We start from the raw sequence: 14,573 nt of genomic DNA, 5'->3' as shown, positions 1-14,573 counted from the left end.
GATAATTTTTTAAATTAGGAAAAAAAATGAATATGATTAATTATTATAGTGCAAAGTCAAAAAACACAAAATAATAAGATAAGAACTTATATTTATACCTTATTATAGATTAAATAAAATCATAGGAGACCCCCATATGACAAAAAATACCTCTTTTCTCAAGGGCAAACACATATTGGCCGTGGATGATGAATGGGATGTAATTGAAACCATACAGGAAATCCTTGATCCGGCAAAAGTTGATATTGCCCAGGACTATGAAACCGCCTCGGAAATGATCCTCCAAACCCGGTATGACCTGGCCATACTTGATATCATGGGGGTGAGAGGGATTAAACTTTTGGAAGAGTGCGTCCGCCGCGATATACCGGCTGTGATGCTCACAGCCAATTCCCTGAACCCCGAATCCCTGATGGAATCCATTAAAAAAGGGGCCATTTCCTACCTGTCCAAGGAACATTTAAGCGATCTGGATACCCTGATCAATGATCTTTTGGGGGCCCGAAATGAAGGAAAACCCACCTGGAAACTATTATTTGAAAAACTGGGCAGCCACTTTAACCTGCGCTTTGGTAAGAATTGGAAGGAAAACGACAAGGTTTTTTGGGACGATTTTGAAAAAAACTGGGAAATTTCCAAGGGAATCCAGGAACGACTTCTCCACGATCAGAACATTGTGGACAAGGGTATTTAACGAACAAATTTAAAAAAAGCCCGGCATCAGAAAAGAAAATTTCTGATGTCGGGCTTTTTAATTTTAGACCGATAGTATCGGATCAATCGTATCGGATCAATAGTATCCGAACAGCTTGGGCAAGAAAAGCACAATACTCGGACAATAGGTCAAAAAGAAAAGCACCCCGATCTGGATGGCCAAAAAGGGCATGACGGCCCGGGACACGTAAATAATGTCCCGCTTGGCCAGAGCCCCCGTGATAAAAAGGCTGACACCCATGGGCGGGGTGCAGTATCCAATGGCCAGGTTTACGGTCATGATCAGACCAAAATGCATGGGATCCACGTTAAAGGGTCCCAGAAGGGGGATAAAAACAGGCCCCAGAATCAAGGTGGCGGATATGATATCCATGAACATGCCGATGATCAGCAGCAGGACATTCATGGCTAGCAAAAACACAATGGGAGAACTGATATTGGCCACCACCACCTCGGCCACCCGGTTGGGAATATTTTCAAAGGTAAGATACCGGCCAAAACAGGTGGCAGATGCCACAATCAACAGCAAGGTAGCCGAAGTAACCGCAGAGCTTATGGTCACACTTTTGATATCTGCAAACCGCATGGATTTATAAATAAAGTACTCCACAAAGAATGCATACACACTTGCCACGACTGCGGCCTCATTGGCTGTAAACAACCCTGAAAAGATACCGCCAAAGATGATCACAATGAGCATGACCGCCCAGAACCCCTCCTTGAAAATATGAAACAATTGAGCAAAATTCGGGGCGGGCAGTCGCTGGATGTCATCCCTCTTCCGATAGAGCAAAAACGTATAAATACAGACACAGAGGATAATCAAAATCCCGGGAACAAATCCCGTGATAAACAGCCCTTCCAGTGACTGATTGCTGATCATGGAATAAAAAATCATGGCAATACTCGGCGGGATAATCACCCCGAGATTCGGGGAGGTGGTCATCAGTCCCAGGGTATAATCCTCGTCATACCCGTTTTTGATCAATGCCGGGATCATAAAGCCCCCCAGGGCCACCACCGTGGCAACGGTTGATCCGGAGATAGCACCGAAGAGCCCGCAGCCGATAACGCCTGCCATACCAAGTCCTCCGGGCAGCCAACTGACAAGGGCATTGGCCAGATTCATCAGTTTTTCAACCATCTTTCCCTTGGCCATGATATTCCCGCAAAGGATAAAAAAAAGCACCACCACAAGGGAAAACTTGTCAAGACTTCGAAACAGGGTCTGGGCCATAAGCGCCAGGGGTATGTCCAGAAAAAAAAAGAACCCGATGGAAGCGGTGAAAAAAAGACAAAGGAAGACCGGCACATAGGTGGTCATAAACCCCAGAAGAATACATAGAATAATCAGATCACTGAGCTGCATGAAAAAAACGTCCTTTTATTTTCTGGATTTGAAATCTTGAATCATCACCTGGACAGTGCGGATACTGACCATCACGCCCATGACGGGCATGATGGCATAGACAACCACAAGCGGTATCTGCATGATAATAGTTTTTTGATGGGTAATGTATTGCAGGTGGGTCATTTGATACCCGTAATATACCATCATCCCGGCGAAAAAGAGCATGAGAAGACTGGTATAAACCGTCAGACCCGGTTTAAGCTTTGGAAAAATCTGTACGACCGCATCAATGCGAATCATGGCTCGCTGCTTGACGGCTACACTGGCACCCACAAAGGTTGAGTAAATGATCACAATACGAACCAACTCCTCACTCCAGGCCAGGGTGTAATTAAACCCGTAACGCAATACCACATTCGCAAAAAGAGACAATAGCGCCGCAATAACAATGATAAAAAGTGTCCACTCTTCAATCTGGCTCACCACATTATCAATAGTTTTGAACATTTTCCTAAGCATAAACCAAGTCCTGATTAAATATTAACGATTTATTTTTAATCGCGAATAGCGATTATTTCAAAAAATCCTGAACTTCTTTCAAGAAATTATCCGGCTTATAGGTATCATTGGGATAAATCTGATTAATTTCAGGGGCATACTTCTCATAGGTTCCCTGGCTCTGCTGGGCAAGGGTTGCCATGTCAGCATCAGACAGCTGAAAAAATTCAACGCCTGCAGCTTTTGCCTTTTCAATATTGGTATTCTCTTCGGTCAAAGACTTTACGCGGCTTGCAGCAGAGATATCGTGAACACTTGAAACAAACGCCTCTCTTAAATCAGCAGGAAGCTTGGCCAACCAGGCCTTATTAAAAATCCAGATAAACAGCCCCTGGGCATAATTGATCTGGGTAAAATACTTGGCAACTTCAAATTTTTTGGTCACATTACACACCGTAAGGGTGTGATCAAGCCCTGTAATAACACCTTGTTTCAGTGCCACCGGCACGTCAGGCCATGGCATGGAAACAGGATTAAATCCCCAGTTTCTGTAACTGAGCTGATTCACGGCAGCTTCCGCAATTCTAAATCTTACCCCTTTGGCATCTTCAATATCTCTCACCGGAACGGTTGTGGCCCAGCCATAGTTGCCGTAACCGGTAATATCCAATCCGGTAATCCCCTGATGATCCATTGCCATGAGGAAATGATTGAATAATTTTTTATTATTGATAAATTTTTCAAGCTTATCAAAGGAATTCACAAGAAAGGGAAGGTTCACCACCCCAAATCGGGGTCCCAGGTTTGTGGAGGCCACCGAGGAAACGCCCATTCCCTGAACTGCACCCATCTGAAGCATATTGAGAACTTCAACCTCACCGCCCAGCATGGAGTAGGGTTTAAAATCCACATAAATCTGGCCCTTTGTTCTTTTCCAGACTTCATCACGGATTTCAAAACCGGCCAGGGTTCCCACAAGTCCCGGAGTGGACACATTGGAAACAATACATTTGTACTTGGCACCCTTTGGATCAAAATCAGGTTTCCATTTGTCAAGGGAGGGCTTTTTCTTTGCGAGAACAGGAGAAATGAACATAAAAGAACTCACCATTAAAACAAGCAATAATAGTAACAATGTCCGGATTTTCATACTTAAGTTCCTTTCCATTAAAAAGTTTTTATCAGTTTCAGTGCCCGAACAAAATGTTCCAGCACTGGTTTCAACTTTTGAAATTTTAAGCAAAACTAAAGCATATTGAAGTATCAGCGATCCAGATTCAGGTCAATTGGTTCTCTCAGGTCAATTGGGAACAGGGCATATTCGTTACACGTTAAACCAGTGCTTTAAAGGCCTCTTTTCGGCCGGTAAACTTCTCTCGCAACTGGGGCTTCATCAATTTCCCGGTGGGGTTCCTAGGTACCTGGTCAAAAATAATTTTCCGGGGCACCTTGTACAAAGAAAGTTTTGACTTAGCAAAGTCAATTACTTGTTCCTCACTCAATTGTCGGCCCTCTTTTAGCTGAATCACAGCCAGAACAATTTCCACCAATCGCTCATCGGGATATCCGATACAGGCAACATCATCGATATCGGGATGATCCATGAGGGCATCTTCTATTTCCACAGGGAAAATATTTTCACCGCCACTGGTGACCATATCCTTCATGCGGTCCACAATATAAAAGTACCCGTCTCGATCTTTCTTTAGTAAATCTCCGGTAAAAAGCCAACCATTTTTTAGGGTTTCATCTGTTTTTTCAGGATTGGAATAGTATTCTCTCATCATGCGCGGTGTTCTGAATACCAATTCTCCCACCTCTTCATCGGGCAGTTCAACGCCCATGGGATCCACGATCTTTGCCTCAACCCCAAAGGTGGGTTTGCCGATGGAACCGGGCTTGTCCATAACATCTTCTGGATACAGGTTAAAGAGACCGCCACCGCCGCCCTCGGTGATGCCATAGATATTGGACACGGCACAGGACAGTTTTTCAACCAGAAGTTTCATGATATCAAAGGGAACCGGCTGGGCACCTATTTCCATGTACTTCCAGGATGATAGATCAAAGGCATCCAGATCAAGCTCCCCCTTTTCAATGGCATTTAAAATGCCAATGGCAATGGGAACCACAAAAAGTGTATCGGTTACGCCTTCTGCGGCAATGGCTTCAATAATCCAGCGGGGATCCCTAAAATCTCTGATAATGGTACCGGCAGCACCCGTTGCATAGAACGGTGCCCATAAAAACATGGTGCCTGAATGATATAGGGGAAGAAAAATAAGGTAGTTATCATCCCGTTGAACAAAATAAGTCATGCCGTTGCCAATGGCGGTGCTGTTCATTGAAAAATGGGTGTGGAGAACCGGTTTGGGTTTACCCGTGGTACCCGAAGTAAACATCATGGCAAGGGAATGATCCCTATCCACTTCAACCTGGGCATCTGAAATATCGGTATACCCCTGAATCGTCTTAAAATTGATATGATCTTCGGGAACATTTTCCCCAATGCAGATATAATGTTTAATGGTGGTAAGTTCGTTTTGAATCGGCTGAACTACACCCAGAAATTCTGAACCAAAAATAAAGACATCTGGATTACAGACCTCTGCCGCATACAGGATATCCGGACCCTCAAATCTGAAATTCAAGGGAACAACAACCGCTCCCAGCCGAATGATGGCATAATAGGTAATCATCCATTCCAGAGAATTGTTCTGGAGGTGCATGACAAAATCCCCATGTTTGACCTGTAATTCCCTTGCCAGATAATTGGCAGTTCGATTAATCTCGTCATTAAATTCCTGCCAGGTGAAGGTTCGCCTGGATTCAGAAGCCGGGGTTCTTTCAATCAGGCAAACCTTATCAGGAATATGTCTTGCATGGATTGAAGCATAACCAGAATAGTTCAAGATTCTCTCCTTATTTAGAATGTTTTGTTTATATCTTAAATATCGCCTTTCTCCTTATTGTTTTTCCCGGGGTCCACCCCTGTTCGCTAAATATTAAAGAAGAGACACTCTAAAAATTAACCTTATCAAGTCCCTTGAGCCCGAGTATCGTCCTTGCTTCATCTGATGTGGCAGGAACAAGGCTCATCTCCTTTGCCACATTTTTAATCATGGTGACCTGGTCGGCACTGGCCTTTGCCATGATACCCTTTCCCGCGTAAATTGAGTCTTCAAGCCCCACCCGGACATTTTGTGCCCCCATGGCAATGGCAGTGGTGGTGATGGGGATCTGGAATCTTCCCCCGGCGGCCACAGACCAGGTAAAATTTTCTTCCCCCAAAACTTCCTTGGCTTCATCGTGGATGAGCACCAAATGTTTGACAGAAGGTTTCATCCAGCCCACCATGGGGCCAAAAACAAATTGAAGGTGAACCGGCAGTTTTACCAGATTCTCCTCCATGAGCCATTTCACATAGGAGACATGGCCCAATTCATAAATTTCAAATTCCGGTTTGGTATCAATTTCAAGAAATGCTTTGGCATAGATAATATCGTCATTAAAAGTGGGCCGGAATGTCACGTTTTTGCACAATTCCAGATACTCTCGTTCCCATTTATGTTTATACTCCTTAAACCGGCCGGCAATCTGGAAAATACCGAAATTAAAGGGAGCCGGATCAAAGGAGCACATTTCCGGTTCCAATCGTTTAATGGGAATCAGTTTTTCCTCGGTGGTCTGGTTCATGCCCCCGCCCGTGGTGGGCAAAAGAACCAGGTTGCACCGGGCCTTGATTTTGCTATGAACCTCCACGAACAGATCCGTATCAGACACGGGCATACCGGTTTCTGGATTGCGCACATGGATATGGGCAATGGCAGCGCCGGCTTCCCATGCACGGACCGCATCCTCAACTATTTCATCCGGGGTGATGGGAAGATAATCACTCATGGTCGGGATATGGACTGAACCTGTAATCGCTGCTGTTATAATGATCTTATCATCCATATTGATGTTCTCCTGTTAAAAAAGTTCATTCATAGGAAAATCAGAGGCGATCTGTCCCAAAGATTTTCTACACCCTGTACTCTTCTTCCAGATCCAGCACAAACACCTTCTTTTCCTTGACATTATCAATGACAAAAGAAGATTTAATGATCTGGATCCCTTCAATCTGGGTGAGTTTTTCGTTCATAAACCCACCATAACTTTTGATATCCTTTGCAATGACCTTGAGAACAAAATCATTGGCACCGGCAATCTGATAACATTCCACCACTTCTTCAATCTCGCGAAACCTCTCTTTGATGCAGGCCACCGAGGACAGGCTGCTCAAACTTAAAGAGATACTCACGATGGCCATGATGGAAAACCCGATTTTTTCCGGGTCCACCACCGCCGTAAAATGGGAGATCACCCCGGCAAGTTCCAGGCGTTTTACCCGTTCAAGGGTGGCCGGGGCTGATATTCCCACTATTTTTGATAACTTGGAATTGGTTGTTTTTCCATTCACCTGGAGCGTGTTTAAAATTTTTTTATCGATTCTATCCAGAACCATTTATCCCTCTTTCATATCTTTAAATTAAATGACACCTAACTGCTATAAGAGTAAATGGTTATATTTTTCTTCAATCAATGGCAACAATTCTTTTAAGGTGTCATCTATTTTATCCACCAATCCGTCAATTTCAGATTCACTCATCACCGTTGACAGGATAAAAAGTCCCCGGGGAATGGTAAACACCCCTTTGTTCAACAAAGACAAATGCATGAGGCTGTGCAGCTCTTCGACAGACTCCTGCACATGGGCTGCTGTGGTGGTTTTATGGTTGACAAAATGCAGGTTGAGCAGGGACCCGATCTGGTTGGACTGAATATTTAATCCATTTGACCTAAAACTTTTCAAAAGGCCAGCCTGAAACCTGTCTCCCAGCATATTTATGGCAGCCACTGCTGTGTCATCAAACTTTGACAAAGCAGCAAACCCTGCCTGCATAACGGTTTCATACCCATTAAAGGTGCCTGAGTGATATAGGGGCATCTTGGTATGTTCATGGCAAAAAATATTCATGTACGCATCTTTCCCGCCGAACACCCCAATGGGAAGCCCGCCCCCCACCACTTTTCCAACACAGGTAAGATCCGGCACCACGCCAAAGAGCCGCTGGCATCCGCCGGTATCCACCCGATAGGAAAAAATCTCGTCAAATATCAGCAAAACATTGTGATCAGAAGTGACCTGTCTTGCCCGCTCAAGAAAACCAGGCGCCGGCAGCACCACCCCCCCTGCCCCCAGAAAGGGTTCCATGATGACAGCAGCAAGGGTGTCTGCATTCTCCCGGACCACCCGTTCAAGCGCATCCCCGTCATTAAAGGGCACTTCCAGAATATCCTGGGTCATGCCGGCGGGAATGCCGGCGGTGATCACATTTTTTTTGGTGGAGGCGGCCACACTGTCATGGGTGCCATGGAAGCCGCCTGTCATTTTCAAAATCTTGTCCCGGCCGGTGACTGCCCTGGCCGTTCTCATGGCAAAGAGAGTGGCTTCGGTTCCGGAATTGACAAAACGCACCTTGTCAAACCCGGGGATTCTTTCACAGAGCAAACGTGCAAGACGATATTGCCCTTCTGTGGGACTTGAATACTGGGAGCCATTTTCAATACCCTGGGAAACCGCCTTTACCACATCCGGATCTCCATGCCCGTGGACAAGGGCGCCATAGGCATTGGTCACATCCAAAAGGGCGTGGCCCTCATGGGTATAGACATAGGCCCCTCGTCCATGGGAAATGTGGATGGGATAGGGCTTAAAGTAACTTAAGCTTCTGGTGGCACCCCCGGGAATATAATTGATCAGGCGTTCATGATGCACCTTGGAAAGGGGAAACTTTTCCTGGTAGGCATCAATGATTTTCTTTTCAATTTGTGAACTCATGGTGATCCCCCTTTTTTATATAAAACTTTGGCCAAGACATTGCCATTATAAGAATTTCATTTTTCGTTGTGGCCCTGAGCAAATACCTGTGCGCCGGCCCCGGTTATTACCTGTGCGCCGGCCCCGGTTATTCCCTGGTATGAACAATCAACAATTCGCCAACTTCTTTTTCAACTCGTTCAACAAATTCACCAGACTCAATTCTGGCTTTCAAGGTTTCCATATCATCTATATAAACCTTATCATAATCCATATACTCAAGGGTTTCACGAACCGCCTTGTGCATAATTTTTCCTGCAGGACTGAGTTTTTCAACCCCTCTGATATCTGCAGCCTGGGCTGCACACAACAATTCAAAGGACAGAATATGGTTGGTATTCTCAACAATTTTTCTTGCCTTTCTTCCGGCAATCAGACCAAAGCTGACAATATCCTGAAAGTCTGCTGTTGATGTGATGGACTGGATGGAAGCGGGTATTGCCAGGGTCCGGTTCTCTGCCACAAGGGAGCTGGTCATAAACTGGCCGCCCATGAGTCCCATGCGCACCCCGGTGTCTTCCTTGCACAGGAAGGGTGGCAGGCCGGTGCTGTGGGCTTCGTCCATGAACCTATCAATACGTCTGTCACTCACCACACCCAGATTGATCATGGCAATGCCGAGACAGTCCATAACAAAAGAAATGGGCTGGCCATGGAAATGCCCGTTATGGATAAAGGTATCAAACTCTGTAAATATCAGGGGATTATCATTACTGGAATTGAGTTCCCTTAAAAGCACTTCATGGGCATGCTGAACCGCCTCTTTCGTCGGCCCTACAAACTGGGGTGTACACCGGATTGAATAGGCATCTTCAACGGGAATATCCGCCACAGAAACCCCTTTATGTTCTTTGAGTGTTGTCTGGAGTTTCAAAGACAATTCCTGTTCATCAATAGCCAGGCTACTGCCGGCTAAAAGCTTGGTCAGATTCATAGCCGTCGCATACTGGCCCGGGTGATATTTTTGTTCATGAACTCTAACATCAAACGGATTAAATCTTCCCATAAGGGTTTCAATGGCAAAAGCCGCGATAATATCAGAATTTTTCAATGTGTTGGTTGCTTCGGAAATGACGGTGCAGGCAAGGCCGACCATGCCTGAGGTTCCATTGATCAGGGACAAGCCTTCCTTGGCATTCAAATACATGAGTTCTACGCCAGCAGCGTCCATCGCTTCTTTACCCGGCATGACTTTACCATTAAATTTGGCTTTCCATTCTCCAAAGGCGACACTTGCGATACATCCCAGGGGCCCCAGGTCCCCGCTGGTGCCCAGGGACCCTTTTCTGGGTACCAGGGGAAAGACATTCTTATTGATCATGTCCAGATAAATTTTAAGATTTTTTTCCTTGATACCGGAATAACCGCGACAAAGGGAATTGGCCCTGGCGATCATAAATTTTCTCACAAGGGTATCTTCAAAGGGTTTGCCTACCTGGGTGGTAACACTTCTGACCAGATTTTTCTGGAAATCATTATCCCTCTCTCTGGGCAGAAGATAGTCAACCAACCCGCCGCAACTTGTATTTACGCCGTAAATGCATCGTTCTTCACTGGCCCATTTATCAACAAGGTCCCTGCAATCGCGAATCTTTGGCCAGTTTTTAGCATCCACTTCAACCTTGATGGACAGATCATTTCCTGCGGTCATCAATTCCTCAATGGTCATTGAATACCCATCCAGAATAAGTGTATTTCCTTTTATCGGCATGGCTCCCCCTATTTAATGAAAAGTTAGATTTGATTGTAATTCATTGGGAAATTCAAGAAATCAGCTCAGAAGGAGATACGGACCAGATACAAATCAGGGGTTAAATTTTCCGTTGATATTAGAAAATCAAATCTACCTTTTTTTGTCAAGCACTATTTTAATATTATAAGGAAAAATAGAAAATACATAGAATTATCGAAATACAATTAGACCAATTTACTTATATTTTAAGCTTTTTTATACCAAAATCCTTATAAAAAATATTGCCCTCATCTGATCTTCATCCCATGGAATTTTGTATTATTATTGTAAAATCCAGGACTATTAATATCTGGAAACCAGATATTCTGATAACATTAGTTTTTTTAAATAATCCCTTTTTTAAACAATCCCTTTTGGAGATTATCTTGCGACCACTGCTTTTGAACAATCCGCTTTTAAGACCGATCTTTTATTTATTTGCCAATGTGGCCCTTTTCATTCTGGGGTGGAAAACCAAAGGGAAAATGCCGGACATTAAACGCTTCATCCTGGTTGCGGCACCCCATTCCAGTAATTGGGATTTTGTCTATTTTTTATTAATTATATTTAAATTTCAGATACCGGTTCACTGGATGGCCAAAGAATCCATGTTTGTATGGCCCTTTAAAGGATTTTTAAAACGCCTGGGCGGCATTCCCATTAACCGTTCCAAAAAAGGTAACGTTGTGGCAGATATGGTGGACACCATTGACCGGGCAGACCGACTCATCATAACCATTGCCCCCTCGGGCACCCGGGAACGAGTAACCCGATGGAAAACTGGATTTTACCAGATTGCCAGCCAGGCAAATATTCCCATTGTTTGCGGATTTGTGGATTACAAACTCAAAACAGGCGGCATTGGCCCTGTAATCCTCCCCACCGGCGACATGGATGCTGACATGGAGACCATCAAGGCCTTTTACAAGGACAAGTTTGGAAAATATGAAGACAAACAGCCTGACTGTTAACCGGATACCACCTTGTTTCGTCCGGTTTCTTTTGCCCGGTAAAGGGCTTTGTCTGCCGCTGCAATGAGAGCATCCCGATTTTTTACATTGGCCTGGTATTCACTGACGCCGGCGCTCACGGAGAGGGAAAGGCCCGGGAACCGGTTCGCCACGAGCCGTCCCAAATTCTCGATTTCCTTGCGGATCCTTTCGGCATACACAAGTGCTTGGGATAAATCCGTATTGTTCAAAATCACAATAAATTCTTCGCCACCATACCGGCCCACACTATCAAATGGCCGGGACATCTTTTTTAAGGCGCTGGAAATCAATTTAAGGATGTTATCCCCGGCCTGGTGCCCGAACTTGTCATTAAATTTTTTAAAATAGTCCACATCAATCATCACAAGTGAGAGAGCTTGCTTCCCGCCCACGGCGTTTCTGAATGATTTTGCAAGCAGATCGTCAATGGCCACGCGGTTCAAAAGACCTGTGAGCCCGTCCCTGAGGGAAACCGCTTTTGCCGCTTCGTAGGCACCTGCATTCTCCATTGCCATGCCAAGCTCATTGGCCACAATGGCAATGGAGAAAAATGCATCCGGTAAAATAGCATTTTTCGACGCGACATTGTCCATACCGAGGATCCCGATAACCTTGTTGTGACTGCAGAAAGGCACGATGAGCATTTCCTTGAGGCTAAATTTTTCCAGGGTCTTTTTTTCACCTGACGTCCTGCCGGTGATCATCACAGGCGCCTTGTCCCTCAAGCAGTCAATAAAACCGCCTGCCCTTTCGTTCAGGGGGATTTCAATTGCCGTCAAATCCATTTCAATGTCTGTCCCATCGAGAAATTCTATCACCTTAAGGATTCTCAACGTTTTTACCACCTTCATGACATACAGCCGGTTGAACTTGAAATCCTTGTGAATGGCCTTGAGCGTTGTGGTGAGAATCTCCTTGGGGTCAAGGCTGCGGTGGGGAGTTGTTATACTATTTTTTATATGCAACACATCAACGGCGTTGGTCTGAAGGTCTTCGGTATAATAATAGTTCGTGTTGATGGTGCACAAACTAAGATTTGCCCTGAGCATGTTCTCCCGGAACTGGCTAACCGAAGGGAACACAAAATTATAAAATGCCGACGTGTTTTCCATTTCACTGTCCATACCACGGATGACCTTTTTAAAATCGATGGCACTTAAATCAATGTTTTTTTCAACTTCAGGCTGAAGGATTGGGAACCGGATGATATCGACAGATCCCATTCCCTGGGTCCAGGACAAAAAATTAGCAAGGGAAATAATGGATATCAGCAAGACCTCTTCCCGGGAAAGGTTCTGGTGTTCAAATCTTCGATGATGATATTTCAGTGTCAGTGTAAGGGAAGGGGGAAGGTTCCACCGGGAACTGAAATAAGCGCCCAGGTCATCATGCCCCATGCCCATGATCTCCCTTTCTTCCGTGATCATCGGACCTGGGTATTTTGTCACATTGGTGATAAAATCATCATAATTGACACGGCCATGGAGATCAAAAAGAATCTTCCCAAAGTCATGCAGAAGCCCGCAAGAATAGGCTTCCCCAGGCTTTGGATAGCCGATTTCTTCAGCAATGGCCTTGCTCAGGATGGCCACACAAAGGCAGTGCCGCCAGAAAAAGATCCGATCAAACTGCCTTTGTTTTTCTGGTTTAACCATTTTTTCAAAAATCGCCACTCCCAGGGAAAGCTTTTTCACCTCGTCAAACCCGAGATGGATAACCGCCTCAGAAACAGCTGCAATCCTTCTTCTCAGGCCATAGGATGCAGAGTTTACGATGCTCAGTACTTTGGCTGAAATCCCCGGATCTGTTTCCACAAGTTTGGAAAGCTCTTGTACGGATGCCTCTTCATCGTTACATATCTCCAATAGCTTGGCCATCACAGGCGAAAAACTTGGAACCTCTTTAACGTCGAAATTCAACACCTGTTTAATACCCGCTTCCAAGGGAAGTATAAGATTCTCGGTCATCATGTTACGCCCAGAAACAATCCTTAATATTCAAGTTAAAATCACTATGGCAAATACGCCAGGAGAAAATCTTTTAATTGGCCGAGGCAACCGGTATAAAAATGATCACACCCCTCCAACACCTCAAATCGTGGACTAATTTGCCAGCGGTTGATAGCGGCCTGAACCAGCGTTGGTGGTGCAATATCATCCTTTGCACCGGTCAGGATCAAACCCGTGGACGGCAGACTATCAACATCCTCAAAGGACATGAATCCCATTGGCGGAGATATCATAATATGATCCGTCAGCTCGAAGCCTGCGGATACAACAGACGCATTTATTCTTGCGCCAAAAGAATACCCGGCAAGGGACAGCTCCTTAACCCCCAAATCCTTTAAACATGCCAAGGCGGACCTGACATCATCAAGTTCACCCAGACCATTGTCAAACATGCCGCTACTTTTTCCCGTCCCCCTGAAATTAAACCTAAGGGTTGTATATCCTTTTTCTAAATAACTCTGCAGGATCTGCTCCACCACTGGATTTTCCATGTTTCCACCGTACAGGGGATGGGGATGGGTGATCACCACCCCTCGTTCAAAAGATTGTTGGTTCAACAGTCCTTCAAGCCTGACATTATTGCAATGAATGGTGACGGTCTCTTCCATTTCAGTTTATCCTGTGGGGTTTATATTTCCATGTGGTTACATAGGGCCATCGCTTCCCATGGGTAGCAAGATTGAATCACATTCTTTCTATATAACGGGAAATACAATGAATATCAATTCAATTATCCCAGGGACACGCATTTCTTACCCTCTACAAATAAAAAAAGATGCCTAGGCATTTTACAACTGGCAACTGCCGAAATGATCGTAACAGGCTTGGTTCTATTGATAATTGGACGGATACGCGTTTTATGGGTATATCATTTTTTCCATGTTCACATGCAAGATACCCGCTTCCACATGGGGAGAACCATATTCAATAAACCCCAATTTGTCATAAAACCCCACCGCATGTTCCTGGGCCCCTAAAAACACCCGTTCCATCCCTCGTTCCCTGGCAATCTCCACAAGGGTTTGCATAAGTTTTTTCCCAACCCCCTTACCCCGGACAGATTTTAAAACAGCAAGCCTGCCAATATGACCATCCCCAAGCATCCGGCCGGTTCCCGCAAACCCCTGGTCCACTTTTGCCAAAACATGAATAGCCCCTGAATCCTGTCCATCCAAATCAATGGCGGCATCGATCTTTTGTTCCTGGGAAAAAACAGAATACCGGATCTGCTGAATCCAATCTCCCTCAATTTTATTAAAATCTGCAACGCAAATTTCTAGGACCATATCGTGTTCGCACCATGAATATTAAAATTTTAAAAAGATATTGGCCAAATACAAAACGGTTTGCCAAG

General features: G+C 44.9%; 13 protein-coding genes. 2 read left to right on the top strand and 11 right to left on the bottom strand.

Going from position 1 to position 14,573, the window contains the following annotated elements:
- The first annotated feature begins 136 nt into the window (after positions 1–136).
- On the top strand, positions 137–694 hold the full coding sequence (locus tag ACZ45G_RS08515) for a response regulator (RefSeq protein ID WP_464176982.1): 558 nt from the start codon (positions 137–139) through the stop codon (positions 692–694).
- A 96-nt stretch (positions 695–790) separates the two neighbouring features.
- On the opposite strand, the gene ACZ45G_RS08510 is transcribed toward ACZ45G_RS08515, so the two are convergent.
- From ACZ45G_RS08510 to ACZ45G_RS08475, 8 genes are all read right to left on the bottom strand, one after another.
- Positions 791–2,083, bottom strand: a complete 1,293-nt coding sequence (locus ACZ45G_RS08510; protein ID WP_464176980.1) for a TRAP transporter large permease — start codon at positions 2,081–2,083, stop codon at positions 791–793.
- 15 nt (positions 2,084–2,098) lie between these two features.
- A complete protein-coding gene (locus tag ACZ45G_RS08505; RefSeq protein ID WP_464176978.1) occupies positions 2,099–2,584 on the bottom strand; it encodes a TRAP transporter small permease in 486 nt (161 codons plus the stop codon).
- Positions 2,585–2,636: 52 nt separating this feature from the next.
- The gene (locus ACZ45G_RS08500) at positions 2,637–3,713 is read right to left on the bottom strand and encodes a TRAP transporter substrate-binding protein (protein WP_464176976.1); all 1,077 of its coding nucleotides are present in this window, start codon (positions 3,711–3,713) and stop codon (positions 2,637–2,639) included.
- A 181-nt stretch (positions 3,714–3,894) separates the two neighbouring features.
- A complete protein-coding gene (locus ACZ45G_RS08495; protein WP_464176974.1) occupies positions 3,895–5,475 on the bottom strand; it encodes an AMP-binding protein in 1,581 nt (526 codons plus the stop codon).
- 109 nt (positions 5,476–5,584) lie between these two features.
- Positions 5,585–6,520: a beta-keto acid cleavage family enzyme gene (locus tag ACZ45G_RS08490; protein ID WP_464176972.1), complete on the bottom strand. Its 936-nt coding sequence runs from the start codon at positions 6,518–6,520 to the stop codon at positions 5,585–5,587.
- Positions 6,521–6,587: 67 nt separating this feature from the next.
- Positions 6,588–7,070, bottom strand: a complete 483-nt coding sequence (locus ACZ45G_RS08485) for an Lrp/AsnC family transcriptional regulator (protein WP_464176970.1) — start codon at positions 7,068–7,070, stop codon at positions 6,588–6,590.
- A gap of 42 nt (positions 7,071–7,112) precedes the next feature.
- Positions 7,113–8,447: an aspartate aminotransferase family protein gene (locus ACZ45G_RS08480; protein ID WP_464176968.1), complete on the bottom strand. Its 1,335-nt coding sequence runs from the start codon at positions 8,445–8,447 to the stop codon at positions 7,113–7,115.
- A gap of 127 nt (positions 8,448–8,574) precedes the next feature.
- Positions 8,575–10,197 carry an aromatic amino acid lyase gene (locus ACZ45G_RS08475; protein WP_464176966.1) on the bottom strand — a complete coding sequence of 541 codons (1,623 nt, stop codon included), beginning with the start codon at positions 10,195–10,197 and terminating at the stop codon, positions 8,575–8,577.
- 407 nt (positions 10,198–10,604) lie between these two features.
- Here ACZ45G_RS08475 and ACZ45G_RS08470 point away from each other — a divergent pair, with 407 nt between their 5' ends.
- On the top strand, positions 10,605–11,189 hold the full coding sequence (locus tag ACZ45G_RS08470) for a lysophospholipid acyltransferase family protein (protein ID WP_464176964.1): 585 nt from the start codon (positions 10,605–10,607) through the stop codon (positions 11,187–11,189).
- Here ACZ45G_RS08470 and ACZ45G_RS08465 read toward each other — a convergent pair.
- From ACZ45G_RS08465 to ACZ45G_RS08455, 3 genes are all read right to left on the bottom strand, one after another.
- Positions 11,186–13,180: an HDOD domain-containing protein gene (locus tag ACZ45G_RS08465; RefSeq protein ID WP_464176962.1), complete on the bottom strand. Its 1,995-nt coding sequence runs from the start codon at positions 13,178–13,180 to the stop codon at positions 11,186–11,188. The two genes, ACZ45G_RS08470 and ACZ45G_RS08465, sit on opposite strands and share 4 nt — an antisense overlap.
- Positions 13,181–13,221: 41 nt before the next feature.
- Positions 13,222–13,827, bottom strand: a complete 606-nt coding sequence (locus ACZ45G_RS08460) for an alpha/beta hydrolase (RefSeq protein WP_464176960.1) — start codon at positions 13,825–13,827, stop codon at positions 13,222–13,224.
- Positions 13,828–14,076: 249 nt separating this feature from the next.
- Positions 14,077–14,505, bottom strand: coding sequence for a GNAT family N-acetyltransferase (locus ACZ45G_RS08455; protein ID WP_464176958.1), 429 nt, complete (start codon positions 14,503–14,505; stop codon positions 14,077–14,079).
- Positions 14,506–14,573 lie beyond the last annotated feature (68 nt).

It is taken from the genome of Desulfoconvexum algidum, assembly GCF_055382125.1.
The sequence above is the reverse complement of the archived record's forward strand: the minus strand, read 5'-3'. Positions and strand labels throughout refer to the sequence as shown.

Bases quoted from the DNA above. Each gene is read 5' to 3' on its own strand.
- ACZ45G_RS08515 (WP_464176982.1), top strand. From the start codon at position 137: ATGACAAAAAATACCTCTTTTCTCAAGGGCAAACACATATTGGCCGTG.
- ACZ45G_RS08510 (WP_464176980.1), bottom strand. From the start codon at position 2,083: ATGCAGCTCAGTGATCTGATTATTCTATGTATTCTTCTGGGGTTTATG.
- ACZ45G_RS08505 (WP_464176978.1), bottom strand. From the start codon at position 2,584: ATGCTTAGGAAAATGTTCAAAACTATTGATAATGTGGTGAGCCAGATT.
- ACZ45G_RS08500 (WP_464176976.1), bottom strand. From the start codon at position 3,713: ATGAAAATCCGGACATTGTTACTATTATTGCTTGTTTTAATGGTGAGT.
- ACZ45G_RS08490 (WP_464176972.1), bottom strand. From the start codon at position 6,520: ATGGATGATAAGATCATTATAACAGCAGCGATTACAGGTTCAGTCCAT.
- ACZ45G_RS08485 (WP_464176970.1), bottom strand. From the start codon at position 7,070: ATGGTTCTGGATAGAATCGATAAAAAAATTTTAAACACGCTCCAGGTG.
- ACZ45G_RS08480 (WP_464176968.1), bottom strand. From the start codon at position 8,447: ATGAGTTCACAAATTGAAAAGAAAATCATTGATGCCTACCAGGAAAAG.
- ACZ45G_RS08475 (WP_464176966.1), bottom strand. From the start codon at position 10,197: ATGCCGATAAAAGGAAATACACTTATTCTGGATGGGTATTCAATGACC.
- ACZ45G_RS08465 (WP_464176962.1), bottom strand. From the start codon at position 13,180: ATGATGACCGAGAATCTTATACTTCCCTTGGAAGCGGGTATTAAACAG.
- ACZ45G_RS08460 (WP_464176960.1), bottom strand. From the start codon at position 13,827: ATGGAAGAGACCGTCACCATTCATTGCAATAATGTCAGGCTTGAAGGA.
- ACZ45G_RS08455 (WP_464176958.1), bottom strand. From the start codon at position 14,505: ATGGTCCTAGAAATTTGCGTTGCAGATTTTAATAAAATTGAGGGAGAT.